A 25,467-nucleotide genomic window follows, 5' to 3' on the forward strand; every position below is an offset into this window, starting at 1 on the left:
GCTTCGGCGAACTCAGCTGAAGGATGAGCTCGCTGACAAAGGCGGACACTTCTTCGACCGCGCCGACGACTACCGCCGTGCCGTGGATCAAAGACTTTTTCAACTCGGCGAGGAACGTTACCGCATCCTGGTCGACACCCTCATTCAGCTTCGCCATCCGCAGCTTACAAAGACCCCCGACGAGACGCGTCTTTCCAACGCCCTGACTGCCGCCCTACCGCCGGTCGCGGCCGAAATGATCGACACCATCGCGGAAGCCATGAGCCGCCTTGAAGAGGATCGCAGCCAGCTCAAATCCTATGAATTGGCCCACGCCGCCATCGGAAAATTTGAACGAACCTATCGCCGCTACGCAGGCGCGCGGGTTCGCACGTTTGCGCGCGAGGTCCGTGCCGCGAGAACCAAGTTCGAAGAAGCAAGCGCGGAGGTAAACATAGCCGCCGCGCAATTGGCCTCTGCCCTTGATGAATCGACAGCGGCTGAAACCGCCAACATCACTGCGAAACGCGAGGCCGAAGCCGCGGACGCGGCATACAAGGGCATCCTTCAGCATCCCGACGGCCTGAAGGCGGCAGATCTTGCGACCAAACGGCACCTGGCGGATGAGGCTGAGGAGCGGCTGACTGCATCCGAGAAACGTTCCGCAACGGCGGCTGCAGATCTGAAGACAGAGTCCGAACGCCAGCAAACGGCAGGGGCCGACCTTGACCGTGCGACGGAGACCCTTGCCGTCAATCGACATAAGGCGCTCGATCTCGCTAGATCCGTCGGCATGGTCGCGCAGTTTGAGCATGCGAAGTCCTACTCCGTTTGGCCGAACGAACTTGTGCGCGATGGGCAAACCTCTCTGCAATCCGAGCGTGGTAATCTGCTGACCGCGATCAGGGGTCGCAGAAGTAGCATTGATGCGGTTGTCGAGTTGCTCCGCGACGTCGACAACAAGATTTCAGCAATGGCGAGCGCGGAGCGCGACGAGAATGTGGCACGTGGTCTCCTTGACGAAGCCCGCAAGACTCTCGCTGCCGCCGAGAATGCGCTGACCGATGAGATCGACGCTCTCGGCGCGGCGTGGCGCCGCCATCTCGGGGGCTGCGGACATCTCATGGCAATAGCGACCGAGGACGTCGTGGATGCCCTCGTCGAATGGGCTCACTCGCTCGAGGGCGAAAACCCGGCCGCGCACGAGCTCATCGCCAAGTGCCGTCATGCATACAAGCGGCTGACGGAGGCGCTGGCCGAGCTGAAACATCAGGAGGCTGCGGTAGGCGCGGAACTGGAATCGGTGACAAAGCAGATCGCGGATCTGCAGACCGGATCATTTGAGCGTCCTCCCATCCCGCACACACGCAAGGCTGATCGCGACAGCCGCCCGGGCCAAGCCTTGTGGCAGGCTGTTGACTTTTTATCAGAAGCTGACGATGGCGTTCGGGCCGGCCTCGAAGCCGCACTTGAGGCATCCGGACTCCTGGACGCGTGGATCCTTCCCGACGGCAGGATGTTCATCGGCGAGACCGAGCACGATGTGTCGCTTGTTTCGAGGCCCTTGGTCACCGGCAGGACCCTCGCCGACTGGCTTGTTCACTGCGGCGATCCGTCGGTCCAGGATGCCGTCGAGACTTTTCTGTGCGCAGTCTCCTGCACCGACACCGACGACGGCGCCGAGATGTGGGTATCGCCGGCCGGCCACTTCCGCCTCGGCGCACTCTCGGGCACATGGGAGAAATCCCGCGCCACGTACATTGGTCATTCCGCCCGGGAGAGAGCCAGACTGAAAAGGATCCAAGAGCTCGAAGCCATCGCGGCTGGTCTCGGCGAGCAACTTGCCGGTCTCGAAACCGCGATTACGAGCAATGCCGCCACGACCGAGGCCATCGAACAGGTCGAGAGGACCTGCCCGCCGGACACCAATCTCCGCAAGTCGCACGACAGCGTGCGCTCAGCGACCAACGATCTGCACCGGGCAACTGAAAACGTCAGAACGAGGGCAAACGATACCGCGGTCGCACGACAGGCTCTGAGCGCGTGCAGGAAGTCCGCCGAGCAAGCGGCGCTCGACACCGATCTTCCGTGCGACAAGCGAGCTCTCGAACATGCCCGCAACACTTGCGATACCCTCAGCGACGCCCATCTCGTCGTCGTCGAACATTGCTCGAATTCCATCCGCGCTGCGCAAAGCCTTCAAGACACCAACGAGCGTGTGGAAACCGCCCGTAGCCGCCATCACGCCTCAGCAGAAGACGTCAAGGCCGCGGCGATATCTGCGACATCCGCGCGCGCCGTATACGACGCTCTCAAGGAAAGCGTGGGAGCGTCTTCCGAACAGTGGGAACGCCGCCTCATTGGTGCGCAAAAGCGGCTCGACGACGCCAAGGCCGACGTGGAGAGCACGGACGATCGCCGGCTCTCGGCGGTGGCCATCCATACCCAGGCCGTCGGTGCACACGAAACTGCGACCCGAGCATTGGCGACGCGTGTAGAGGAACGGCAGCGAGCGGCAAGCAATCTGCAAACGCTCGCAGCAACAGGCCTGATGGCCGCCGGCGCCCCCAACGTACCGTTCCCTGACATCGGCCGCACATGGACGGTCGACGAGACGCGGGGGCTTGCCGCAGACCTGAATCAGGCGCTTAGCGACATCCGCGACAACGAGTGGGACGGCCTGCAGTCCAAGATCTATAGCGAATTCGTCGATCTCCAGAATGCACTCGCTCAACTAGGATACGTCCCCTACAGTAACAATGTCGACGGATTCGGTCTGGTGGTCACCATCGCAGTCCAGAACAAGACCGGACTGTCTCCTGCCGAGGTCCTCGCCCAGATCGACACTGAGATCACGCAGCGCCGGACCCTTCTCACCGAAAGCGAGACGAAGATTCTGGAGGACCACCTCCAGTCGGAGATGTCCGTCCAAATCCGCAATCTCATTCAGGACGCCGAACAGTACGTCGAAAGGGTCAACGCAGAAATCGAGAAACGTCCGACCTCAACGGGCACCTATTTCCGCCTGCGGTGGATCCCGCTTACTGAAGCGCAAGGTGCCCCTGCCGATCTGGAGGACGCCCGCAAGCGTCTCCTCAAGACGAACGCGGATCTTTGGACCGAAAATGACAGGCAGGCGATCGGGGCCATGCTACAGCGACGCATCGAGGAAGAACGGCTGAAGGCCGAAGAGTCTGGCGGCAGCAGTCTGCGCGAGCAGCTTTCCGCTGCCCTCGACTATCGCCAGTGGCACCGCTTCGTTGTTGAGCGCAACGCAATGGGCAAGTGGATTTCTATTTCCCAGCCCGCCTCCGGCGGCGAACGTGCGTTGGGGCTCACGATACCCATGTTCGCTGCAGTCGCAAGCTTCTACGGTGACGAGCACAGCACCCGGCCGCGCCTCGTCCTGTTGGATGAAGCGTTCGCCGGCATCGACGACGGCGTTCGGGCACACTGCATGGGCCTGATCCACGAGTTCGATCTGGATTTCGTTATCACGAGCGAGCGCGAATGGGCCTGCTATAAGACGCTTCCGGGCGTCGCGATCTGCCAAATCCAGAGACACGACAAGTTCGACGCCATTCACGTCTCCCGCTGGCGATGGGACGGAAAGACGCGCTCAAAGATGGAAGAGCCGGCGCGGCTGATGCTAAACCGTAGCGCATGACATCAACTATAGACGAACGCCTGGTCCGGCTTCTCGGCCGTGCCGAGCTTTCCGATTTGCGCGCGCGGCTGCGCCGGCGCTACGAGCTCGGACCGGCCGACGGTAAGCTCGCAACGATCCAGGTGGGCAAGCTGAACGAAACGGAACGCGCCGCACTCGCGTCCATGGTCGGCCGCGGAGGCGGCGTGGCGGCCTCAATCTCCATCGACGTCAGCGCAGTCGACCGAGCGCTATCCGATGCCGGTATCGCACCATCTCTTCGAACTGCGCTCGAACTTCTTGACGGTCCGATCATCCACCGCGAAACCGAATTGAACAGGATTCGCGACAGTTGGGCGGCCGTTCTGGCCGGCTGCTCGCATGCCGATCTGATCGCCTATTTGGCCTCGCCGCTCAACTTTGGCGTCCTGAAACGCTTATCAGGCAATCAACCGGATTCCGCGTCCCTTATCTGCAAACAAACCGAAGACATCCTCAGACGGCTTCCCGCTGCGGGAGTGGCGCGCGCCCAAATCGCGGCGGAGCATCTCGGAGACGCTCACGGACTCGACAGCGCCCGCCCGGTCGCCACTCTCACGCTGGCCGTCCTTCGAAGCCGCTCTTCAACCGACACAGGCGATGACCGCGATACATGGGCAGCGGTAGGTGTCCTGGTAAACGAACTCGCTAGGCCCGCCTTGTTCTTGAACGTGCCGTGCAGCGGATTGGCAGTCTCACCCGGAGAACCACAATACGCGTCGCTTCGGCTTCTGACGCGGCGGCCGCCGGACTGGGCGGTGGCGAGCAGACCCATTTTGGTGTGCGAGAATCCGAATCTCGTCGCTATCCTGGCCGACCAGCTCAGGACCGCTTGCCCTCCGGTCGTTTGCGTCGACGGCCACCTCGGGGCGGCTCAGCGGACCATTCTAAAACAGCTCAAAGAATCCGGGGCAGACCTGCGATACCATGGCGACTACGATTGGCCAGGAATTTCGATCGCCAACTACGTAATTGCGAAATACGGCGCCGTACCGTGGCTTTTCTCAGCGGCAGACTACGTTGCCGCCGCCAAAAGCGCTCCTCACCCCGCAATACCGCTCAACGGACGGCCCGTCATTGCCTCATGGGATGCTGACCTCACCACGGCCATGATGACGACCGGAATCAAGATCGAGGAGGAGGCCATCGCCGAGCGGATCGTCGACCTTTTGGGCAAAGAATCGCGACACGCCTGACTACATCCGAGAACACACTCCTGTCCGGACGATCGACCGCGTTACGTCGACGATGAAGCAGATCTCGTCGGTTCTGCACCGAGTTAAGCCACGACGTAGCCCATCGCATCGTCGCGCGCCGATTGATCGCTGTTTGCAAGAAAGGACCGTTTGAGAAATCAGCTGCTCAAACGGTTTTGCTAGCTAAGCCATTGAAATGGTGGGCGCACCAGGGCTCGAACCTGGGACCAGCTGATTAAGAGTTAGCTGATCCCGAACCTTCAAAGCCGGAACGTTTTAGCTAATATCGGAGACAAGTCAGCGATCTCTTGCTACTTGCAAGTGGACAACGACGACTTCGGTTGACGACCAGTTCAGTCCGTAAACTCTAGCTTGAATCGTCCCAATCCGGTCGGCGTGGCCGTGAATTTGACGGTCTTTTCTGTGAGATCGGCCAAGTTACCCGATGCAAACTTAAACGACGTCTTACCGTACGCTTCGACGCTAACAGCTGTGTCGCCGTCCATGACAATGTAGCCGATGCCATCCAAGAGCTGCTCAGCCGCAAAGCCAACGGGCGAGCGGTGAAGACCAAAAGAGGCCAGGTAGGTTCCCTCCTCGTTATCACACTCAACGACAGATATTGCTGTGACTATGGCGTCCTTGAATAACCCATCTACGCCACGACAAGTATATTGGAAGCTGACGATGTCGTGTTCATTCCGATCGCCCACCGGCTCACGAGCTGTCGCGACCGTGGTGCAGTCGTAGTGCCCGATTGAGTCCGCGAGCGCACCTCCACTCATCCCAATCAAGCCGAATACCGCACATACTGTAGTAACAAAGAAGGATTGTGTCATTCTGGCTATATCTTCTGGAACCGGTTTGGCTCGCTACGTACAACTTGACGCAACGTCCGATTCAAGCCCTCCTCGGACGCGATTTCACCCCATTCGCGGTTCAGCGCACCGTTTGCCAATATCGGCGCGAATTTTACCAAGTTATCGACAGGTGGGCTCGGCGCGTTTCGGGACTAGAGCCCTCAGCCTAGTCTCGATGGCCAATCAGCAAGAAGACAATGTGAATTCGCGTATCCGGGCGACCGCTGCGGCGGTCGCATTGGCTCATAGCCTCCAGCGTCTTGTCATCGGGGTGTACGACTACGAGGCTGACGCCCAAGATATCAGCGCCTTGGTGCGGGAGGACCGAGTTAGCGGATATGATCACATGACCCATTTTGGAGCCAGCGACGAGTTGCCGAACCTATACCACCAGGGAGAGGAGTCTCATTTCAAGCTTATGGCGAACCGCTCAAAGGCGTACAGCGGCTTCGATCACGACACTCGCTTCTCAGTGAAAGTCACGCGTCGTGAAGCCCATATATTCGACTGCAATGAAGAATCCTATTTTGCGTACAGCGGTGATGATGTGCAGACCCTTTGCTGAGCGCATGGCTCGCGGAAGGCGAACCGTCCAGCGAGAGGCACAACGACTTGGCATGCGGCAAATTCGGCCTCTAGCGCAGCGCGTTTGATCCCAAGACAATTGAGTGGCACCGGAATCTAGGCGACCCCAGGCACATGGGGGCGACCTTTGATGTGACGCGAACAGATGGTTTCGAACGGCTTCATGCGGGGATTCTGAAAACCAGGGGAAAACTACTTGCCACTAGTGCGTCGAAAGCACAGCGCTCGTCGGACAAACGTTGCTCGAGATATTTTCGCTCGAGGTCACTCGGCTGACATTGAAGTAAACGGCGATAGCGGTGGATGCGGTTACGATGACTGCGCATGGCAGCAAGATCCTCACTGATCGTCGTCGTCACACTTTTGTCCTGGCCTACATCGTTTCGTGAAGTGGGGTGGTGAGGAAACGCTCAGAAACTTTCGTAACCGTCTGCGTTCGCTGATGGGCGCAGTACGCGCGCTCGGCCCAGGCAAGGACGGGTGCAGGCGCGCCGGCCTCCCACGCGTTGCCGAACGATGCCGGCTGGAGTCTGGTTGGATAGTAAGCGGCAAACTCAAAGCTTCACGGCGGCTTTCGTCCCCAAGCATGAAAGATGCGTGGCAGCCCGACGGTCGTGTCAGGCCTATCGAGGTACGCTTCGAGCTCGGCTGTGATGCCGCCGATCTCCTGGATACTAGCGAGCCCCAACTGAATCAGCGCATCGCGATTAGCCGCGAAAGTCAGCAATGGGACACGTTTGACGTCGCCATTTCGCCCGTATGGCTGGACCATTGAGGAATGAACATTAGAGAAGCCAGCGGTTTCGAGAAGACGGAGAAGCCTGCGGCCGATCAAGGGGTCACCGCCACGTCGCCGCACCGCCTCAACAAAGAGTTGGCCTTTGCGCTGAAATGCCGCCGACGCCGGATCGCAGAACTCACCCTCACAATCGATATCCTGCACCACGATCATGCCCCCAGGACGTAGCGCCTCGTACGCCTGTCCGAGCGCCTGGCCAGGATCGGCGAGATGGGTAAGGACGAACCGCACGCTTACCAGCGACGCGCCGTGCACCGGCCAATGCTGTATGACGTTTGCGCAGCAGAATTCGACATTGGGGATGCCACGCCGCCTCGCCTCTGCTCGCGCGAGGACGATTTTGTCTTCGTCGAGGTCAAGACCTATGACTTGGCCGGCTCGGCCGACCCTTTTTGCCAGTTCGAATGTCACATCACCACCACCACAGCCCGCATCGACGGCCGTGCAGCCCTCGAGCGGTTCGGACCGATCGAGCAGTAAGCGCGTCGGCTCAGCCAGCACACGGGCAATCACTGCAAGACGCGCCCGCCCCTCCTCTTCACCTCTCAGGACGTAGGAGGTGAGATGTTTGGTCGTCATCGAGCCCTCTGCGATGATTGAATTAGATCTGCTCTGACCATGCGCAGACTCCTTGGTGAGCCCTGCCGTTCGGTCGATGACCCGATTATTATCGCGGTCTAGCCAGCGGCCAGTCCAACGGAAGCTGCCTCGAAGTTTGGACGTTGTTTCCGATCGTTGCGAAAGCCGCTGTATTGGCTTAGCCGAACTTGAACAGCACACCGTAGCCGCCTCGGGGATAGCTCCATTCGATGTCGCCGGTCTCCTCGCAAATGATCCGGCAAGTGCCACATTCGACGCAGCCATCGACGGTGGACTCGACTTGGCCCTGTTCGTTGAGTTCGTAGCAGCGCGCTGGGCAGGCATTGAGCATCGACAAAAGCTGCCGCGATGGCTTGGTGTGCGGCCGCACCTTGATGTGTGGACGGCCGGTATCGACGAGGTAGCGGTTGTAGAATAGCTTGTCCTCGACACGCATGGATTGCTCGATCGACATAGTTTGGTCTCCGTCGTTGGTCCCTGCTATTTCGCCATTCACCGCCAAGCGCGCATGAGGCCAAAGGCATCGCCGAACAGACCGCTCCGCGAGCGCGCCTTGGTGAACGATTTAAGTGTGAGCTTCTCCTTTTCGACTTTCGGCGTACCGTCGACACGCAGAAAGTTCTGCATAGCCTTGGAGACGAGTTGCGGATAGGTCAGAAAGAAGTTTTGCGACCGGGTGTGCATCAGCGCCGGCATATCCTTGTACTTCCTTAGATCCTTGATCACGAAGGATTCATCGAGCTTTTTCTTGTACAGCGCCAGGTTCTGCGGGAGCATCGGTTGGTTCTGCGACTTGATCTGAAGGATCGCTTCCGCCGCGATCCTGCCCGATGTCATAGCGAGGTTTGATCCCTCGCGATGAATTGTGTTGTTAAGCTGCGCGGCGTCACCGACCACGACCCAGCCCTTGCCGTAGAGTTGCGGGATCGCCTTGAAGCCGCCCTCGGGGATCAGATGGGCAGAATATTCCTTCACCTCGGAGCCTTCTATCAGAGGCGCGACCGAAGGATGCCGCTTGAAGCGATCGAGCAAGCCATAAGGGGTCTCGCCGGTGCGCTGGAAGTCGGCGACCAAACAGCCGATACCCAGCGAGATGCATTCCTTGTTGGCATAGATAAAGCCCATGCCGGTCATGCCGCGAGAAATCGTGCCTACAGCTTCGATCACCACGCCTTCGTCACCCTTCAGATTGAAGCGCGATTCAATGGTTTCCCGCGGCAGGAAGTGCATTTCCTTGACTGCGAGCGCAACCTTCTCGGGCTTCGGCCGCTCGCGTAAGCCGGCGCGCGTACCGAGCACGCCATTGACCCCCTCTGCCAGCACGACGACGTCAGCCTGGATCTTCCCGTCGCGGCGATCGGTCCGTACGCCGGTCACGTTGCCGTGGGCATCTCGGACCAGGTCGGTGACCGTCGTTTCGCATAATACTGTGGCGCCGGCTTCGCGAACCTTTTGCGAGAACCATTTGTCAAACTGAGCGCGGATGATGGTGTATCGGTTCGGCTTGTCCTCGTTGAAGTCCTCGGAGCGGTAGTGCAAGCCGGTGTGCGAGCGGTCATCCATCATCCAGAAGCGCTGCTCGACCAGATGTCGCTCAAGGGGAGCCTCGTCACGGAAATCAGGAACAAGCTTCTCCAGCATGTCGGCATAGAGGATCGCACCCTGCACGTTCTTTGAGCCGGAATATTCGCCGCGCTCGAGCTGCAATACTTTCATGCCACGCTCGGCCATTGTGAGCGCTGCGGCATTACCGGCCATGCCTGCGCCAACGACGATGGCATCGAACTTTTCCTCGATCATGATCGGACTCCTTCGATCTGCTTCCGGTCGCGGGAATGTGGCAACAGCCGCGCGCGGAACGCGTCGGTGAGCGGCGGCAAGAGATGTATGGCATCGGTAACGATGCCTATATGAGCGAAGTCGAAAATTGGCGCGTTCTTGTCGGTGTTGATGGCCACGATCAGATCAGCCCCTTCGACGCCGACACGGTGCTGGATCGCCCCCGAAATGCCGGCGGCGATGTAGAGTTTTGGTCGGATCGTCTTGCCGGTCTGGCCGATCTGGCGATCAGAGGTGACCCAGCCCTTCTGCACGAGCGGTCGCGAACTGCCGTATTCGGCCCCAAGCACGGACGCGAGCTGGTGTACCAGCTTGAAGTTCTCCGGTGATCCAAGCCCAAGCCCGCCCGCAACGACCGCGTCGGCATAAGCAAGATTTGATTTTGCTGAGTTGCGGTCGGGCAGAAAGGAGAGAACTTTTGTAACGATGTCGTCTTCGACGAGACCGAGTGGATGGGTGATGATGCGGCCGACCGGGCGTACGACGCGCTTTGGCATCGGCATCACGCGGGGGCGGACGGTAGCCATTTGCGGGCGGTAGTTCAGCGTGTAGATCGTGCAGAGTAAAGAGCCGCCGAAGGTCGGTCGCGTCGCAGCCAACGATCCATCAGCGTCGACATCGAGCTCCGTGCAATCCGCAGTAAGTCCCGTCAGCAGCGTAGTGGCGACCGAGCCCGCGAGATCGCGGCCGAGCGTAGTGGCTCCCAATAGCAGGATCTCCGGCTTGTAGGTGTTGACGACATCGGTCAGGGCCTTGGTGTAGGACTCGTTGCGATAGTCAGCCAAGATACTGTGCGCGACCATGTATGCGAGGTTGGCGCCATAGCAGAAGGACTGGGCCGCGGCCTGCTGCGTAGCCTCGCCCTCCGGGCCGATGATGACAGCGGCGAGATCAACTTTGAGCTTATCGGCGAGCTTGCGGCCGGCACCCATGAGTTCCCAGGACACGGGGTGCACAACACCACGTTCCTGCTCGACGAAAACCCAGACGTGCTTGTAAGCCTTAAAGCGATCGGGCAGCTCCTTCTTGGTCGCGGCGCGCCCAGAGGCGACGGCCGGAGCGCGACTTTTGGATGCAGAGCTCATGGTATTGATTTCCTTGCTTTATTAGTCGAGCGCCAAGCCGTGAGATCGGCTTCCGGGTTCGTCTGGCGCTTGACGATCATCTCTCTCAGCACAGCGGCCATCCATCGCGCGGATCTCGGTTACAGCTGCCATTGCCGCGCAGCTCCGGTCCAAAGAAGCGTCAGCGTTGACGGCAAGCCGCAGAAGGCCTTTCCCCCTCTGAAGCATGATGGTCTTGCGCACAGCGTGCACTCGAATCCGCCCGGAAGCCGCGAGATGCTTGTGGTAGACGTCGATATGCATGCGATTCTCCAGGGCTTTGCTGCGAATGCAGACAGCAAGTGTCGTACCAACTGTGGCCGCAATCGAAATCGAATATCAATACAGAGGCTTACGACAACGGCGGCATGACTTTCGTTCAGCCGGAAGCACTAGAGCTGACAAAGATGCGGCGACACGCGTCGGAGACCGAACAGAGGCATTAGGTCCGGTCACTCCACGCCAATACAGTCACCGCAAAGGAGTGTTAGCACGACGTAGCGTTGCGAGGTCTTGCAGACGCAACGGCCTCCGAGCAATCTGAGGCTACGCTGCGTATTCCGGTCCTCACCACTATAAAACGAGCGAGAACTTTTTAGGCCGGGTAAAGACGACGTGCTGTCGCTAAAACGTCTCCAGTTGCACCAAACTTGTCGTTTTCTTCGCCTGTGGCGCGGTCGCTTCTTTGAGGACCTTGAAAACGCGTTGATCGATTGGGGAGGAACCAACGAAATCCGTGTATGCCCGCTCCAGCACGGCCTTACAACGTTCTGCGACCGCTGCATCGGTCGCGCTGGTCAGGTCTTCGTCTGCGAGATACTGCCCCATGCGCTGCAGTATGTGGAGCCGAGCCACGTTGACAACTTTGGGATCGTACTTGACGCCGAGTACGTCAAAAAACTCCTCGGCCGCAGCCGCCTTGCTCAACCGCGAAAGGATTCCGTCAGCCATTCGTCTTCTCCATCGTTTCTTCTACCGTGGCCCAATGACGGGTGGCGACGCATGCTCATCAAACGGGTGGCAAACCGCTGGCGTGGCGGCGAGCTCCTCTATGACAGAGATGGCGACTATTCGGGACACGGCGGCCTCACATTCCGTTGAGCATCGAGCGCTCGCGGACCTCGCGCCAGATCGCCATCACAGTCTCGCGCGCGACCCCGCCCTTATGCTCGACGGCATGCTGCCGAACGCGCGCAAGGATTGCCTTGCCTTCCTCGGCGCTCACGGAAAGCTGCAATTCGTTCAGCAGCGCTGTGATAGCGGCCAGCCCTGAATGTTTGCCGACGACAAAGCGGTTAGAGCGACCGAACAGCTGCGGATCGAGCGCCTGATAACTGCGCTGGTCCTTCAGGAGGCCATCGACATGGATGCCTGATTCGTGGGTGAAGATATGCTCACCGACGATCGCCTTATTGAGCGGAACGCTACGGACCGCAGCGGCCGCGACGACAGCCGCGACATTGTCCAGCTCCGGGAGCACAACGCCCGTGTTGCATCTATAAAGCTGTTCGAGCGCGACAGCGACCTCCTCCAGCGGCGCGTTGCCCGCACGCTCGCCGAGGCCGATCACGGTGACCGAGGCATGCGTTGCGCCGGCCTTGATTGCGGCAAGCGTGTTAGCGGTCGCGAGACCCAGATCGTCGTGGCCGTGGAACTCAAGCTCGAGATCGGTTGTGGCACGCAGCGCCGCCACCAGCGCAAAGGCTGCGTCCGGGTCGAGCACGCTGAGCGTATCGGCGACACGAAAGCGCCGGGCGCCCGCGTCTTTTGCCGCGGTGATCAGCTCGATCAGAAAGTTGACGTCGGCGCGCGAGGAATCCTCGCCTCCGACTGCGACATCGAGCTCGTTGTCGCGAGCGTAACCGACGACCCGCCTTACTTGCTCGAGCGCGGCAGCCCGGTCGGTGCCGAGCTTGGCCGCGATTTGCACGTCGGAGGATGGGATCGAGACATTGACCATTGAGACGCCGGAATCGATTGCCGCATCGACGTCGGAAGACTTCATCCGGCACCAACCAATGATTGTGGCGGCTAGGCCGGCTTCGGCAATAGCGCGGATCGCGCTGACTTCTTCATGGCCCATCGCCGGCGTACCGGCTTCGATCTCGGTGATCCCGGCCTTTGCCAGTGCGCGTGCGATCGATACTTTTTCCGCCGTTGTGAAGGCCACGCCGGGGGCCTGCTCGCCGTCGCGTAACGTGGTGTCGTTCAGGACTATCTGTCGTGTCTGCGAGCTGCCGGACAGAGTCGTTCCACCGAAGGCCATGTGCGGATTCCGTTGTTCCCGTTGAATCGTGAGCAACAGCCGTGCCAGGGCGGTGGTTGACGAACCGCTTGAAATCACTCCACTTCTAACCAGCGCCCCACTTGTCGCAAATGAAACAATGTCGAAAGCCACACATATCAGATATCGGTCGGCGTGCGACGAATGTGGACGATGATCTCCAGCCGCGAGATCTCGTGGTCCGGTAAGGCCTCGGGCGTCCGCGCAAGCTGGAGCTTTTCGGGGATATCGATCAAAATGTCTTCGCCGACGAGATAGAAATGCGGATGCATGCTCGGATCGATGTCAAAGAAGGACTTTGAGCCGTCTGGCGTGATCCGGCGCAACAAGCCAGCTTGCGTGAAATGGTTCAGCGTGTTGTATACGGTCGCAACCGAGAGCTTGACGTTGGCTTCGATCGATTCTCTGAAGAGCATCTCGGCAGTGACGTGGGGATCATCCCTTGCGAAGAGCAACTGAGCCAGCAGCACGCGCCGGCGCGTCGGCTGCAGGCCCGCATCACGCAGCCGCCGCATGCACGCTTTTGCGCAATTTCCGGCAAAGCCAAAGCGCAAGGGTCCGGGCATCACAGCATGCGGGGGTGCTTCGCAGCTTCTGGCGGAGCGCATACTCGATTGCTCACGCCCGCGGATGGCCTGCGGCTCCGGCATGACTTTCGATTCTCTGCAAATGTTCGCGGCGACGCTCCGCCATCCTGCTCTCGCCGCTCTCCTCACCGAAACAGTGATTGAAGTCGCAGCATTGCGTACACACTGGCGTCGTACACATCACCAAACCTTCGTTCTCGCACAAGCTGCGATAGAAGAAGCGCTTCCAGCGCATGTTTTTGGTGTTTTGCGCCGCCAGCGGCGCAAAATGGCGCATCAATAAGCGCGTCAACTCGGCCCGCTCGCGTAATCCGAGTTCTTCCCACAAATGGTTCGGTTCCATCGCACGCCTTGCGACCATCGCTGCGAGCCAGCGACTGATCTCGCTCTCGGCCGATCGCTGCCCGAGCAGGAGGTCGCGCAGCATGATCTCTTCGTCACTGGCTGAACCGGAGTTTTCCATCGAGATGATGGCCGGCACGGGCGCAGATAGGAAACATTGTGCCAGGAGTTCATTGAGTTCCTCCGCGGTCAGGCCCGTGCGCTCCGGAAGCGGCCCTCCATCCATAACAGCGGCACAAAGAACTGAGGCGAACACATGCCGGTCAAACTGGTCATTATCCGTTACGTCAGCGTCTGCCGGATCGCAGCCAATTAGAACTCGGTAGAGTTCAATCCCGACAAGCAGCCTGTCAGCGGGAGTCCCACTCGACGGAGTCGACATCGCAGCGATTAGCCCCTCTTGCGATGCAGTCACGGACAACTCCATTGGTTGGATCCTATCAGCCTTGATGCGTGCCGCCGCGACATTGTTTCTCTCTGAAAAACCTGAGCACACGGGCGTCGGGAAAGAGAACAGCGCTCGCCATACGCGCTGGCGTGGTCTCAGCCCTCACTCGAAGTTGCCGCATCCAAACAGCAACTAGCGTGCCATTCGCCGCGCGTGCTTTAAGCGCCCGACCATGCTCGAAAATGGTCGACAGACGCAATCGACGGGCGCTGCGCCAAACCTTTTTGTTACTCTGTCAGAAACAGGACAAGGATTGCGGCTCTGAAAGTGCGATTTTGATGCAACCGCACAAGCGGAACGGAAATTGCTAACTCTGCATCGTGACACGATTTGAATAGGAGGCGACACGAGGCGTCGCGACAGCCAAGGCCGTCGACGACGGCGCGTGTTCGAGGTCAATCAGGACAAAATCACCCACGCGGCGTTGCAATTCATGCTTCATGACGAAATCGAGGCCCATGTGCTGGCCACGCCTGAAGAGGCCTATGCGCGAGTATCAACTGACTCACCCCGATGCTGCTCGTTTCACTTTGCTGAAGAGCTGCGGACGATTGACGAACTCACCGGAAAGCTCGGAGGTGCCCGCGTTCACATCGTCACCGACACGTCCGATGAGATGGGGGCACCTGAGCGCGTGTGAGGATGGGCGAACCAAGGCACGGTTATCAAACTGTTGACGCTGCTTGAGGGCATGGGGAAGAAGGTCAACACCATCTTGGGCCACGGCAAAGCCGCGCCAGCGATCCGGCTTCGCCTGATGAAAAAGGAATCTTGGACATGACTACTGTTTTGTTTTGGCAGAAGCCTGGCTGCCGCACGAATGCGCGCCAAATTTGCGCGTTGGAGGCAGCGGGTCATCATGTCGTTGCAAAGAGCTTGCTGACCGAACTCTGGACCGCGTCCGATCTACGCACATTCTTCGGTATCACGCCGGTTCGGTCCTGGTTCAACCCAGCCGCGCCGCGCGTGACGTCGGGCGAGGTCGATCCGGAGGCGATCGACGCAGCCAGTGCGATCGCCTTGATGCTCTACGATCCGCTGCTGATCAGGCGTCCGCTGATCGAAGCCAATAACGCAAGATGTGCCGGATTTGACCGCGAGCCGGTACCATCGCTGCTGGGCTCAAGCCCGAGGCGAGAGCTTCAGAACTGCGCGCGAACGCAAACGGCGTCGCGGCCGCGGTGTGCGGAGGTGTGATGTGTTTGCTTCGTAGGTGGTCTACAGCGCTGTGAGGAAATCTACCACGATGTGAATGCGTTTTTTTTCTCAGAAAGTTTTGCCAGTCTGGCGCGTTGGACGGATCAGAATGCCGGAATAAGGCGCAAACTCGTGGCGCGATCCAACGGTTTGCTTTTTGCCCACGATCTCAATCAAGGCATGACCCTTTTGCCACTGCCTGATCTTGATGAGACGCTGCTAGATTGTATTTGGGAGTATCGGCGGGCGGGATAGTTTCGCGCAAGCCCGCTCTGATTATTTGTACACGCCTTACGCGGAGATGTCGCCCGAGCGAACACCAGCCGCGAACGTTTCGAGATGGCGCACCACATCTTCGCCCGCGCGTGGCGGATGATCTGCTTTTGTGGCGCGTCTCGGGCTCACTGTTGAAGTGCTGTGGCTTAACACTAGCGCCATGCTCCGGCGTCCGGATCCCACCGGCCCTTCGCACCCTCCGGCACGCTGAGGCTGTCGATGACGGGGCCGAAGAAGCGCCGCAGATTCTCCTGTAGTTGTGGAAACGGCGGCGGCTCAAAACTCGGCGGAGTCCGGCGGAGGAAGCCGGTCCATAACCCGCGCTCTTCCGCGATGGCGGCAAATGCCTCGGTGAGGCCCACAGGCATGTCGGTCGGGAACGCCGTCTCTCGGCGCCGAAGCGTCCCGCCGACTGCCTCGACCACGCTGGACAGGTCGAAGGGGAAGGTGCGTGTCGTGACCCAGATGTCGTGGAAATCCCTGATCCGGCCGTTGATCTCACCGAAGCGGACCATCGCCTCGAACTTCTCGGCGACCACGGTTTCGGGTGGGTACATTAGGATGTTCGCCTGCGGAAGGCCTGGCAGTAGGCTTGGGAAGTTCTCGCGCTTCGGCGGCGGATAGACGCGGTCTCCGAAGCCGATGTCAACCAGCACAGGGATGACCGCCCCGGCTAGACGCCCTTTCAAACTCAACCGAGTGCCCTGATACTTGTCGGCTTCACGGAGGGGCTCGGTCTTCAGTGTGGCTGGGTCGAAAACGATGCCGTCTTCGGGGACCTCCACTTGGCAGATGCGCGTGAAGAGCTCGGCGAGCGCTGCATGATCGGGATCGCCGTAGCCGAGGAGGTCGAGATCTCCAGTCGGGCGAAAGGCATGCTTGGGCCAGGTGACGAACAGCATCGCGCCTTTGAGCACATAGCGCTCGGCGGCGTCTGTCTGGCTGAGACGGAACAGCAGGCGTTCGATAGCGTAGCGCGTCAGCAAGCGTCCGAAATCGTCACGGTGCTGTTTAGCGTGCGCGAGAAGTTTGGCCCGGATCGACGCGGCTGGATCCTTGACGATCTTGCCCGTCATTGCATGACCTTGATAAGAGGCCCGATCCGGCTTGCGACGCGGTCGATGGCCGCAAACTTCATTAGCTCGCTCGGAGTGGTCTTCCTCTTTTGCAAAGCGTCGCGGAGAGCTTCGATCGCCACGTCCTCGCCGACGTGGCGGCGATGCTTAAAGCAATCGGCGACAGTTTTCGCGACACCGTAGATTGGCACCTGCACACCTTCCACCTCGACGTGTTCGACGCCAGCCGTTAGGGCTTCGCCGGTCGCACGGACAATTTCCAGCCGAAGACCCGGCGCATTCGGCGTGCGGGACTTGTGAGGTATGGTCATCCAGACAGCATGCGGCAGTTGGGTGGTCAGCTCGTGCTGACGAAGGGCGCTGACCAGGCTGACGACGCCGTTTGGTACCAAACGCGCTGCCTCAGCCAGATTGTGCGCGATGTCTTGCCCGACGCGCTCGGGGTCTTGGTAGAGGCCGCGACCGAGGCGGACAAGATCGCCGGCGTCGGTGAGGCGCTTTAGGTAGACGAGTGGGATGCCGGCAGCCTTGAAATCTCGCGCACGCGCAATTCCCCGAGTCCGGGCGATGCTGAGGGCGCGCTCGCGATAATTAAGCTGACGTTCGGCCATATTGTTATCAATTGTCGGCAGAAATCACCAATTGTCAACAAAAAGGAACATTCTGGATTTATTAGCTGATGTCATATATATTCTATGACATGGCCTCTTCGAGTTCTCATTCTGATCTCACACCGAAGCACGTGCGGGCAGCACGTGCTCTCCTTGCATGGTCGCAGCGAGATCTCGCGAAGGCGGCTGGGGTGGCGACCTCGACAATCGCCGACTTCGAGCGCGGCCAGCGGACGCCCGTGGCAAATAATGCCCAAGCTATCCGTGGCGCCCTTGAAGGGGCTGGTATTCGGTTCCTGCCCGCTGGCGCCGTCATAGGGCCGGCCGTGCCAATCATTACCAAGTCGGATCGTCCCGGCGCACCGATCAGATGGGTCACCGCTGAAGATCTTTCGGACTGGGCCAACCGTACCGATGGCGCTGTCAGCCTGCCGACCCTTCTAGCACACCTGATCCACGCTACCCTCGGTCCAGCGGCTCAACTTCGCTTCCCCGCCGACGAGGGCGTCCGGCATCCTGGCTGGGACGGGCTTACCTCGACTGTGGTCGGCAGTGCTTATGTGCCTGTAGGCGAGGCGGGATGGGAGATCGGTGCTCAGCGCCAAAACGTCGTCCAGAAGGCCAGTGACGATTACCGAAAGCGAACGGCCAAACCCGAGCCGCTCGACCCTACCAACGCAACCTATGTATTCGTCACTCCGCGCCACTGGCCGCAAAAGAACGCGTGGGCAAAAACGCGCCAGGATGAAGGTCCCTGGCAAAAGGTTCTCGCCTATGACGCCGACGACCTAGTTCACTGGATCGAGCAAACGCCCGCCGTCGGACTCTGGCTTGCGACCCGTCTGGACAAACGGCCACCCGGGACGCGAGAGCTCGAAGAGGTTTGGGAGGAATGGTCGCTTGCGACCCAATGGCCTCTGACGGAGGACCTGGTTCTCAGGGACCGGGATCAGGACGCCGCCGAAATCCTACGTTGGCTTCGCGGCGAGCCGTCCGTTTTTTCCCTCCAGGCGACCACGACGGAAGAGGTAGTGGCGTTCTTCCACGCCACTCTCAGCGAGCTGCCCCACGACTTGGCGACCGCCTACCGCGCCCGCTGTCTCGTTGCGACTACCGCCGCTGCGGCCCGGGCTCTGGCCAATGCTCCCGCGCCTCTTATCCTGCTACTAACAGAGCCGGAGCCTGGTCTAGCCCGGAGTCTTGCGGAGCGCGGCCACTTTGTCCTGCAGGCCTACGACGAGCGTCCGGTGCCCCGCGGAGAAGTCCGCACGCTTGCCCGACCGTCACGCGAAGGGATCGCCAGCGCGTTGACAGGTGCCGGCATTGCCGAGCCGCGTGCGAAGTCGCTCGCCCGCGACAGTGCTCGCAACCTCGCCGTCCTACGTCGTTTGATTCCTGGGGCTCCTGGGCGACTTCCAAAATGGGCGGAGGAGCCGCCGCCCCAGGCTCTACTCGCGGCGCTCTTGGCTGGAGGCTGGGATGAAAACGCCGGAGCTGATCGGGCTCGGCTCTCGGAGCTCGCCGATCAGCCTTATGACACCGTGATCGCCGCTCTAACGCCATACATTGGCCAATTCGACAGCCTGTTGCAGAAGATCGGTTCGACTTGGCGCGTCGCCTCTCCGTCAGACGCTTGGTTTCTGCTCGCGCACTACCTGACGAGCGCCGACATAAAGCGGTTTGAGGCCGCGGCGTACGCCGTCCTAGGGTCGGCGGACCCGCGCTTCGACATGGATCCCGGCGAGCGCTGGATGGCCGCCGTTCGCGGCATTCACCGGGACTACTCGGGCATGCTGCGTCATGGCATTGGTCAGGTCCTCATCATGCTCGCCCTGTGGGGCGACCGAGTTCGCGCTGCGCCTGACGTCGCTCGGCGGGCCGACGCCATTGTAGGAAAGCTGCTTCAGAACGCGGATCAGCGACGGTGGTGGTCGCTCTCCCGCGACTTTCGTCTATTGGCCGAGGCGTCGCCGGGCGCCTTCCTGAGCGCAGTCGAAAACAGTCTCGACCAGAACGCCCCTCCCATCGGCGCTCTCTTTGGCCACGACGAGGGTGGAGTGTTCGGTGCTGAGCACCTGTCCGACTTGATGTGGGCTCTAGAAGCCCTCGCCTGGTCGCCAGACTGGATGCCGCTGGTGACCCATGTCCTGGCGCGCTTGGACGCCATCGACATCAAACCTCGCCGGTACACAAATGGCCCAGCAAACAGCCTGCGCGTGATCCATCTGCTCTGGTTTCCGCAGACCTATGCCAAGCTCGACGAGCGGCTTCGCGCGCTAGATCTGATCAGAAAGCGGGAGCCAGACGCTGCGTGGAAGCTGATGCTCGGTATCCTGCCCCGGGGGCACGATACCTCGACGCCATCGCCCATGCCGCGTTGGCGCGACTTCACTGTCGACAATGCGGAAACGGTTACCTGGGCCCTGATTGGGCGGGGGACTACCGCGATCAGCGAGCGCCTGCTTGCCGACGTTGGGCTTAGCCCAGCGCGATGGTCGCTTCTGCTCGACCGCCTCGGGGATCTGGCGCCCGACCCCGCCGCCGCGCTGGAGGCGCTTGAGGCGACGGAGCCGCGGATTACGGACAGCAACGATCGGTCGATGTTCTGGGACAAGCTGCGGCGGGTGCTCAACCATCACCGACAATTTCCGGACGCCGAGTGGTCACTGCCAGCGGCAGTGTTGGATCGACTAGAAGCGGTCTACGACCGGTTCGCCCCCACCGATCTTCTCGAACAGGTTGCCTGGCTTTTTCAGCAGTCGATTCAACTGCCGAAGCCTTCAGGTGTGGGCTGGGAAGCGGAACAGCGGGATGTCGAGACCGCGAGGCAGAAAGCCGCGCAGGCGGTCTACGCCAAGGGCGGGATCGCAGCCATGCTGTCACTTGCCAGACTGACTGATACTGCGGGCTATCTTGGCAAGGCGCTCTATGACAGCAGGTTGTCGGCACGCGAGCTCGACGTCCTACTCGAAGCAGCAGTTCGGAGCGACAACGCCCGCGAGCGGGACGTGGCGCACGGCCTGATTATCTCCATTTTCCGAGATCGCAAGGAGCCTTGGGCGGCGGCGCTGATCGGAAAGGCGAGAGCCGAAAGCTGGAGCGACACCACTCTGCAGACGATTCTACGCGCCCTTCCAATCGAGCGCTGGACCTGGGATCAGGTCGCCAGCATCGGCGGTGAAATCGAAACAACATACTGGCGCCGCGCGCCAGTGTCCTGGATGAGCGACGACAGCAAAGATGTCGCGTACGTTATCCGTAAATTGATCGGCGTCGGCCGCGCCCGGCACGCCCTCCCGCTCGCGGGGCGCGGCAACAAGGTTCATCTGCCGACCGACTTGCTGGTCGAGGTACTGCAGGCCGCCCGTCAACCGTTCGAAAATGACGGCGACAGCAACGAGGCGACCACGTTCCAACACTACGTCGCAGAGATCTTGCAACTGCTCGACGAGCGCAATGATGTCGACCGAAACGCTCTCGTCGCCCTAGAATGGAACTACCTTCGGCTGCTGGAGCATTCTCGCCGACCGGCGAAGGCGCTGCTAAGGGCGCTCTCGGAACAGCCGTCGCTGTTCATTGAAATGCTGAGTGCGGTCTACAAGGCGAGCGAGGAAAGTGGGGTTGTCGATCCGGAGCCCGAAAACGCGGAGCATGCGCGAGCGGTCGCCACCCAGGCCTATCGCTTGCTGGAGCTTTGGAATCGGATCCCCGGTACACGCGATGACGGCATGATCGACGGCAATGCATTGGAGGCATGGATCAAAGAGGCCCGAGCCCTGGCCAAGGCGGCAGGACGTGAGGACGTCGCCGATGGTCGTATCGGCAACATGCTGTCGGCTTCGCCGATGGGCTCGGACGGCAATTGGCCGGCTGATCCTGTTCGGGAGGTGATCGATCTATTTCGTAGCAAGCCCATGATCGAAGGCTTCCAGATCGGCAAGGGCAACCGGCGCGGCGTCACCACCCGCATGCCCGGCGATGGCGGTGAACTCGAACGCCAGGAAGCTGCAAAGTACCGGACCTGGGCCAAAGCGATCGCCTATGATCATCCTCATACAGCTAAGGCGCTCGATGCTCTAGCGGAGAGGTACGAAGGGGACGCGCGTCGACACGACGAGGACGCCGAGCGTCTCGACTGGGAGCCATAGGATCACTTAGTCCAGGTGGCTTTCAAGGGCGGACAGCGACGGAGTGAGGCGTCGATTTCGATGGAGTGCAAAGGTCGCGTCTTGGTCCCTTTTCAAGGGTTTCACCACGAAGCGGCGGCCTTCGGCCGCCCTTGACCAGGGGACCAAGGCGCGAAAAACGACATCCATGCGAAACGACGCCGGGCCAGACGGCCCCCTTGGTTGGCAAGACAGCATGGGCCTAGGGGCGATATCTCGGCAGCTCCATAGGGATGCCGACACAGTCGACGCATCGGCTTCCTTCTTGCGTGTGGCCGGAGACAGGCCGTCGGGGCCTTCTCCCGCAACCGGAAAAGTGGGCCGCTAACTCCGCGCGAGCACCATGACGAGGCGGTCGACGCGCCGGCCATTCTTCAGATGAGACTCGACAATCTCGTCAATATCTTCCGGAGTGCTCGGACGATACCAGACACCGTCAGGATAGACGACCATCAGAGGGCCGGAGCCGCAGAAGCCGAGACAGTCGGCTGCGGTGAAGCCGATATCGGTCAACCCACCCGCCTCGATCGCTTTGCCGAGCCGTTCCCATAACGGTCCTCCGCCCGCCGCCCCGCAGCTGCCGTGCGGATGGTCAGGAGGGCGCTGAGTGTGGCAGGCGAAAACGTGATGCCGGTAGAGCTGTGGGAGTTCGAACTCATTCATGTTGCCGCTCATGCTTCTGTTACCGCAATCGATGTCGGAATCGCCTCGAGATACTGCTTTGACATAGAGTGGGTTAGGTCGCTCATTGTGTTTCCTTGCAAGTGATTCATTTCGGCACGGTGGTTTTGAGCACGAGCGCGTCGCAGCATGGATCATCCGATGCTGTTGGATGCGGCTCTTGCCGGCAAAGGCCTGCGAGGCGATTCGTGCGCCACAGTTATGTCCGGTGCCCGCCAGATCGGTCACGACCACATCCGCCTCCGGAAGCGCCTGGCGGATCAAGGCCTCAATTGCCGGCCCGGCCATCACCATGTCGTTTACTCCTGCTCTCGTCCAGTTTCATGCAAGGTCCAAACCAACTGTGAACAGGATCATTTGAAAAGACTTCCCTCGAAAGGGATGCAAATCCGACGTGCGTTGGTCAACAAACCAGCGGGCGGACGTCGCGAAGATAACAAGACTATATTGATGTCCTGTCGTGTTCGAGCCTTGTTCTGTCATGAATTCGCGGCTCGAAAGCTTACCCATGGCGGCCACACCTGAGGAAAGCTCGGACCAGTGTGAAGAAGCGACCCGCCCCGTATGAGGGCAGTGTCCACCTGATCTTCATGCGACCTGATCAAGAGAAGCTTAAATGGTCGACCATAACCGGACGCAGCGATGCGCAACAGCACAAGCGCCCTAGCAGTCCTCCGGGAGGAGGGCTGCGGGATCATTTCTCGTCTTCTCCTATATTTTCGGCTGTTCAGTAGATCGCCGCGCCTGCCCCTACATTGATTGAGGCGTCTTTCATCGTCTCGACAATAAATTCGATCTGGCTATCAGTAAGATGCGTATGAAATGGCAGTGCGACGGCGCGATCGGAGATCTTCTCCGTCACCGGCAGATCGCCACGGCGATAGCCGAGATCGAGATAATGCCGCTGCAGGTGCAGAGGATGGTTGTAGGCTGCAGCCTCAATCTGCTCAACGTGGAGATCCTCGACGATCGCGTCGCGGCTGGAGCGCGTGAAACGTGTCCCGAGATGGACAACATAGAGGAACCAGTTCACTAGGGTCACGTCGGGTCCGACGTAGGGCGGTTTGATGCCTTCGAAGGACTGCATATGCGTCGCATAAAGCTCTTCAGTCAGCCGGCGACGCTCCAGGATCTCGTCGATACGCCTTAGCTGCGTAATCCCCAGTGCAGCGGAGAGATCGCCAATTTCGGCTTGATATGGCACGGCCGAACCGACGGTAACGGAAGAACGCTCGTCCGGCCGATGCGAACGGTGACGACGAAGTGCCACCGCAAGATCGATATCATCGGTAACCACCATGCCCCCTTCGCCGCAGGTCAGAAGCGAGGGCTGCGCGAAGTCGAACACAGAGACATCGCCGAAGGTGCCGACCAATTGGCCCTTATAACGTGAGGCCACGGCCTCAGTAGAATCTTCCAGCAGCAGAAGATTATGCCTTCTCGCAATATTGCGCAGATCCGACCAGGCTGCGGGATGGCCATTCGTGTTGCCGGCGAGGATTGCGCGAGTCTTTGGCGTAATGCGGTCCTCGACTCTCTGCGGCGCGAGCGTCCCAGACCAATAGTCGATGTCCGCAAATACCGGTCGTGCACCGGCGAGGCTGATGCCGTGCGCAGTTTCACGATATGAATAGGATGAAGCGATCACTTCGTCGCCAGCGGCAATGCCGCAAGCTTTCAGAGACAGTAGAAGGCCGATGGTGCCGTTCGGTACCGCAACGGCATAGTTCCGCCCGAGATAGGTGGCAAATGCCGCCTCGAATTGTTCCGTGAGCGGGCCGCTAGAGAGCCGCGGCGAGCGCAACACGCGATCTACTGCCGCAATTTCGGCCGGGGTAATGTCGGGATCCGACAACGGAATCAAGGATTCATGGCCCGTTGGAATCGGCTCTTCGTCCGCCTTCGCAACGCAGCCGTGGGCTAGGGTTGGTCCGGTCACGGCTCGACCGCCCGCTTGGCGAGCACAATGCCGGTCGCCCGCATCGGATCGTCCGTGATCCGGGCACAATGATCAGCGCTATCGAGCAAATGCAGGTCGAATTGTCCGACGCTGTGAAAAGGCGTTTCGGTAAGGTCTGAAGAGTCGCAGCGGATCCAGGCGAGATGCGGATATCTCTGTCGCAACGCCGCATAGGCTTGAGAAGCTTCATCGAATGACGCGAGCGCGCGCTCGATGTCCGCAATTTCGCCTGCTCCTAAAGCCATCAAACGGATCCTTATTGCCAGAACACGCGTTCCGGATCGGCATTCAATAGATCGGTAACTGCTGCCAAGCGCTGGTGCGTAGAGTGCAGTCTCCAGATGCCCTGCTCGTGATCTTTTCGGAATACCTGCCAGTTGGCGCTTGCTCCATCGTGGCGCAACATAGCCACGTCAATGGAGCCACCGTTGACGTCGATATTGCGCGAGCAGCATGGACTTTCGATCAAGTAGCCGTCGGCAACGCCGGTGATGTTCGGTGAGACATAACGGTAGCGTTCTCTCGACTTCAGCGCGCGCTCGATACGCCTGAGATCGATGTCGTTAGGGTGCGGGGGTAGGCCCGGATTTATGTCTAAGGCCGCGTTCATCGCGTCTACTTCCTAGATCAGGCCGATTTCTCTCTCGAGGCAACCGACGACCAACCGCTCACCGAACTTGACGAGATAGATCGGCAGGTTCGCTTCCGTGTGCCGGCGAACTTGGACGATCTTACCGATGTCGCCGAGCCTGACCAGGACCCCTTCCGTTGGGGCATCGGGGAAGGATCCGTCATTGATCAGGTCGAACATCGCCTTGACGCGCTGGCCCCGCTGAAACTTTGGCAGCCTGGCTTCAATCATCGTTGGCTCCCGGCGAGCGCAGGTCATCGACTTCGTCGCGTGGTATGACCGGATCGAGTTCCTTGCGCTTCAAGCCGACCCGGCGACCGCTTTCGATGAATTCGACACCGTAAATGTAAAACTGCTGCAAGAAAGTGCCGATCGATATGACGTAGCCGACCTCGCCTTTCTTGGCCAGGATGTCGCCGATCTCTTTGCCGGCGTAGGTGCCGTCATTGCGGATAGTGCGGTTGGCCCGCACCTTCTCGCCAAAATCGAAGAAAGGTGGTGCAGTCAGCTCGACGATGTCACTGTCAGCAACAATATTGTTCATGCCGGAGTCCGCTGTTCT

25 protein-coding genes are annotated in these 25,467 nt (G+C 60.1%); 6 read left to right on the forward strand and 19 right to left on the reverse strand.

The window, feature by feature from the left end; translation table 11 throughout:
• Together Q3C01_RS31905 and Q3C01_RS31910 are read left to right on the forward strand one after the other, a co-directional pair.
• A partial coding sequence (locus tag Q3C01_RS31905; protein WP_458149238.1) for a TIGR02680 family protein occupies positions 1–3,646 on the forward strand: 3,646 nt, incomplete at its 5' end.
• Entirely contained in the window at positions 3,643–4,860 is a 1,218-nt protein-coding gene (locus Q3C01_RS31910; protein WP_458149239.1) for a TIGR02679 family protein, read from the forward strand. The genes Q3C01_RS31905 and Q3C01_RS31910, both read left to right, overlap by 4 nt.
• Positions 4,861–5,213: 353 nt before the next feature.
• Here Q3C01_RS31910 and Q3C01_RS31915 read toward each other — a convergent pair whose 3' ends face one another.
• Positions 5,214–5,699 (reverse strand): hypothetical protein, encoded by a 486-nt coding sequence (locus Q3C01_RS31915; protein ID WP_458149240.1) that lies wholly within the window; start codon positions 5,697–5,699, stop codon positions 5,214–5,216.
• Positions 5,700–5,895: 196 nt separating this feature from the next.
• Between Q3C01_RS31915 and Q3C01_RS31920 the strand changes: the two genes are divergently transcribed.
• Complete coding sequence (locus Q3C01_RS31920) at positions 5,896–6,285, forward strand: hypothetical protein (protein WP_458149241.1); 390 nt, start codon at positions 5,896–5,898, stop codon at positions 6,283–6,285.
• A 582-nt stretch (positions 6,286–6,867) separates the two neighbouring features.
• Here the strand turns inward: Q3C01_RS31920 and Q3C01_RS31925 are convergent.
• From Q3C01_RS31925 to Q3C01_RS31965, 9 genes are all read right to left on the reverse strand, one after another.
• Complete coding sequence (locus Q3C01_RS31925) at positions 6,868–7,683, reverse strand: class I SAM-dependent methyltransferase (RefSeq protein ID WP_458149242.1); 816 nt, start codon at positions 7,681–7,683, stop codon at positions 6,868–6,870.
• Between the two features lie 178 nt (positions 7,684–7,861).
• On the reverse strand, positions 7,862–8,158 hold the full coding sequence (locus tag Q3C01_RS31930; protein ID WP_458149243.1) for a ferredoxin family protein: 297 nt from the start codon (positions 8,156–8,158) through the stop codon (positions 7,862–7,864).
• Between the two features lie 38 nt (positions 8,159–8,196).
• Positions 8,197–9,504 (reverse strand): FAD-dependent oxidoreductase, encoded by a 1,308-nt coding sequence (locus Q3C01_RS31935; protein ID WP_458149244.1) that lies wholly within the window; start codon positions 9,502–9,504, stop codon positions 8,197–8,199.
• Positions 9,501–10,628 (reverse strand): electron transfer flavoprotein subunit alpha/FixB family protein, encoded by a 1,128-nt coding sequence (locus Q3C01_RS31940; RefSeq protein ID WP_458149245.1) that lies wholly within the window; start codon positions 10,626–10,628, stop codon positions 9,501–9,503. Before Q3C01_RS31940 ends, Q3C01_RS31935 begins: the two co-directional genes overlap by 4 nt.
• 21 nt (positions 10,629–10,649) lie before the next feature.
• Positions 10,650–10,910 (reverse strand): hypothetical protein, encoded by a 261-nt coding sequence (locus tag Q3C01_RS31945; RefSeq protein ID WP_458149246.1) that lies wholly within the window; start codon positions 10,908–10,910, stop codon positions 10,650–10,652.
• 360 nt (positions 10,911–11,270) lie between these two features.
• Positions 11,271–11,597 carry a nitrogenase stabilizing/protective protein NifW gene (gene nifW, locus Q3C01_RS31950; RefSeq protein ID WP_458149247.1) on the reverse strand — a complete coding sequence of 109 codons (327 nt, stop codon included), beginning with the start codon at positions 11,595–11,597 and terminating at the stop codon, positions 11,271–11,273.
• A 136-nt stretch (positions 11,598–11,733) separates the two neighbouring features.
• Positions 11,734–12,912, reverse strand: coding sequence for a homocitrate synthase (gene nifV / locus Q3C01_RS31955; protein WP_458149248.1), 1,179 nt, complete (start codon positions 12,910–12,912; stop codon positions 11,734–11,736).
• Between the two features lie 137 nt (positions 12,913–13,049).
• On the reverse strand, positions 13,050–13,445 hold the full coding sequence (locus Q3C01_RS31960; protein WP_458149249.1) for a Fur family transcriptional regulator: 396 nt from the start codon (positions 13,443–13,445) through the stop codon (positions 13,050–13,052).
• Between the two features lie 103 nt (positions 13,446–13,548).
• Positions 13,549–14,241 (reverse strand): nitrogen fixation protein NifQ, encoded by a 693-nt coding sequence (locus Q3C01_RS31965; protein ID WP_458149288.1) that lies wholly within the window; start codon positions 14,239–14,241, stop codon positions 13,549–13,551.
• Positions 14,242–14,692: 451 nt separating this feature from the next.
• On the opposite strand from Q3C01_RS31965, the gene Q3C01_RS31970 reads away from it, so the two are divergent.
• A complete protein-coding gene (locus Q3C01_RS31970; RefSeq protein WP_458149250.1) occupies positions 14,693–14,947 on the forward strand; it encodes a hypothetical protein in 255 nt (84 codons plus the stop codon).
• Between the two features lie 137 nt (positions 14,948–15,084).
• Complete coding sequence (locus tag Q3C01_RS31975; RefSeq protein WP_458149251.1) at positions 15,085–15,504, forward strand: ArsC/Spx/MgsR family protein; 420 nt, start codon at positions 15,085–15,087, stop codon at positions 15,502–15,504.
• 428 nt (positions 15,505–15,932) lie between these two features.
• Here Q3C01_RS31975 and Q3C01_RS31980 read toward each other — a convergent pair whose 3' ends face one another.
• Together Q3C01_RS31980 and Q3C01_RS31985 are read right to left on the reverse strand one after the other, a co-directional pair.
• A complete protein-coding gene (locus Q3C01_RS31980; protein ID WP_458149252.1) occupies positions 15,933–16,856 on the reverse strand; it encodes a nucleotidyl transferase AbiEii/AbiGii toxin family protein in 924 nt (307 codons plus the stop codon).
• Positions 16,853–17,467, reverse strand: a complete 615-nt coding sequence (locus Q3C01_RS31985; RefSeq protein WP_458149253.1) for a type IV toxin-antitoxin system AbiEi family antitoxin domain-containing protein — start codon at positions 17,465–17,467, stop codon at positions 16,853–16,855. The genes Q3C01_RS31980 and Q3C01_RS31985 overlap by 4 nt, the downstream gene beginning before the upstream one ends.
• A gap of 89 nt (positions 17,468–17,556) precedes the next feature.
• Here Q3C01_RS31985 and Q3C01_RS31990 point away from each other — a divergent pair, with 89 nt between their 5' ends.
• On the forward strand, positions 17,557–21,615 hold the full coding sequence (locus tag Q3C01_RS31990) for a helix-turn-helix domain-containing protein (RefSeq protein WP_458149289.1): 4,059 nt from the start codon (positions 17,557–17,559) through the stop codon (positions 21,613–21,615).
• 342 nt (positions 21,616–21,957) lie between these two features.
• Here Q3C01_RS31990 and Q3C01_RS31995 read toward each other — a convergent pair whose 3' ends face one another.
• The 7 genes from Q3C01_RS31995 to Q3C01_RS32025 all read right to left on the reverse strand — a co-directional run bounded on the left by Q3C01_RS31995 (position 21,958) and on the right by Q3C01_RS32025 (position 25,449).
• Positions 21,958–22,308 (reverse strand): (2Fe-2S) ferredoxin domain-containing protein, encoded by a 351-nt coding sequence (locus Q3C01_RS31995; protein ID WP_458149290.1) that lies wholly within the window; start codon positions 22,306–22,308, stop codon positions 21,958–21,960.
• A gap of 327 nt (positions 22,309–22,635) precedes the next feature.
• Positions 22,636–22,824 (reverse strand): hypothetical protein, encoded by a 189-nt coding sequence (locus tag Q3C01_RS32000; RefSeq protein WP_458149254.1) that lies wholly within the window; start codon positions 22,822–22,824, stop codon positions 22,636–22,638.
• A gap of 217 nt (positions 22,825–23,041) precedes the next feature.
• A complete protein-coding gene (locus tag Q3C01_RS32005; protein WP_458149255.1) occupies positions 23,042–24,253 on the reverse strand; it encodes a DegT/DnrJ/EryC1/StrS family aminotransferase in 1,212 nt (403 codons plus the stop codon).
• Positions 24,250–24,519 (reverse strand): hypothetical protein, encoded by a 270-nt coding sequence (locus Q3C01_RS32010; protein WP_458149256.1) that lies wholly within the window; start codon positions 24,517–24,519, stop codon positions 24,250–24,252. Before Q3C01_RS32010 ends, Q3C01_RS32005 begins: the two co-directional genes overlap by 4 nt.
• Positions 24,520–24,530: 11 nt before the next feature.
• Positions 24,531–24,884, reverse strand: coding sequence for a DUF3024 domain-containing protein (locus Q3C01_RS32015; RefSeq protein WP_458149257.1), 354 nt, complete (start codon positions 24,882–24,884; stop codon positions 24,531–24,533).
• Between the two features lie 12 nt (positions 24,885–24,896).
• A complete protein-coding gene (locus Q3C01_RS32020; protein WP_458149258.1) occupies positions 24,897–25,136 on the reverse strand; it encodes a nitrogen fixation protein NifZ in 240 nt (79 codons plus the stop codon).
• Entirely contained in the window at positions 25,129–25,449 is a 321-nt protein-coding gene (locus Q3C01_RS32025) for a nitrogen fixation protein NifZ (RefSeq protein WP_458149259.1), read from the reverse strand. Before Q3C01_RS32025 ends, Q3C01_RS32020 begins: the two co-directional genes overlap by 8 nt.
• Positions 25,450–25,467 lie beyond the last annotated feature (18 nt).

Source organism: Bradyrhizobium sp. UFLA05-109 (genome assembly GCF_054185165.1).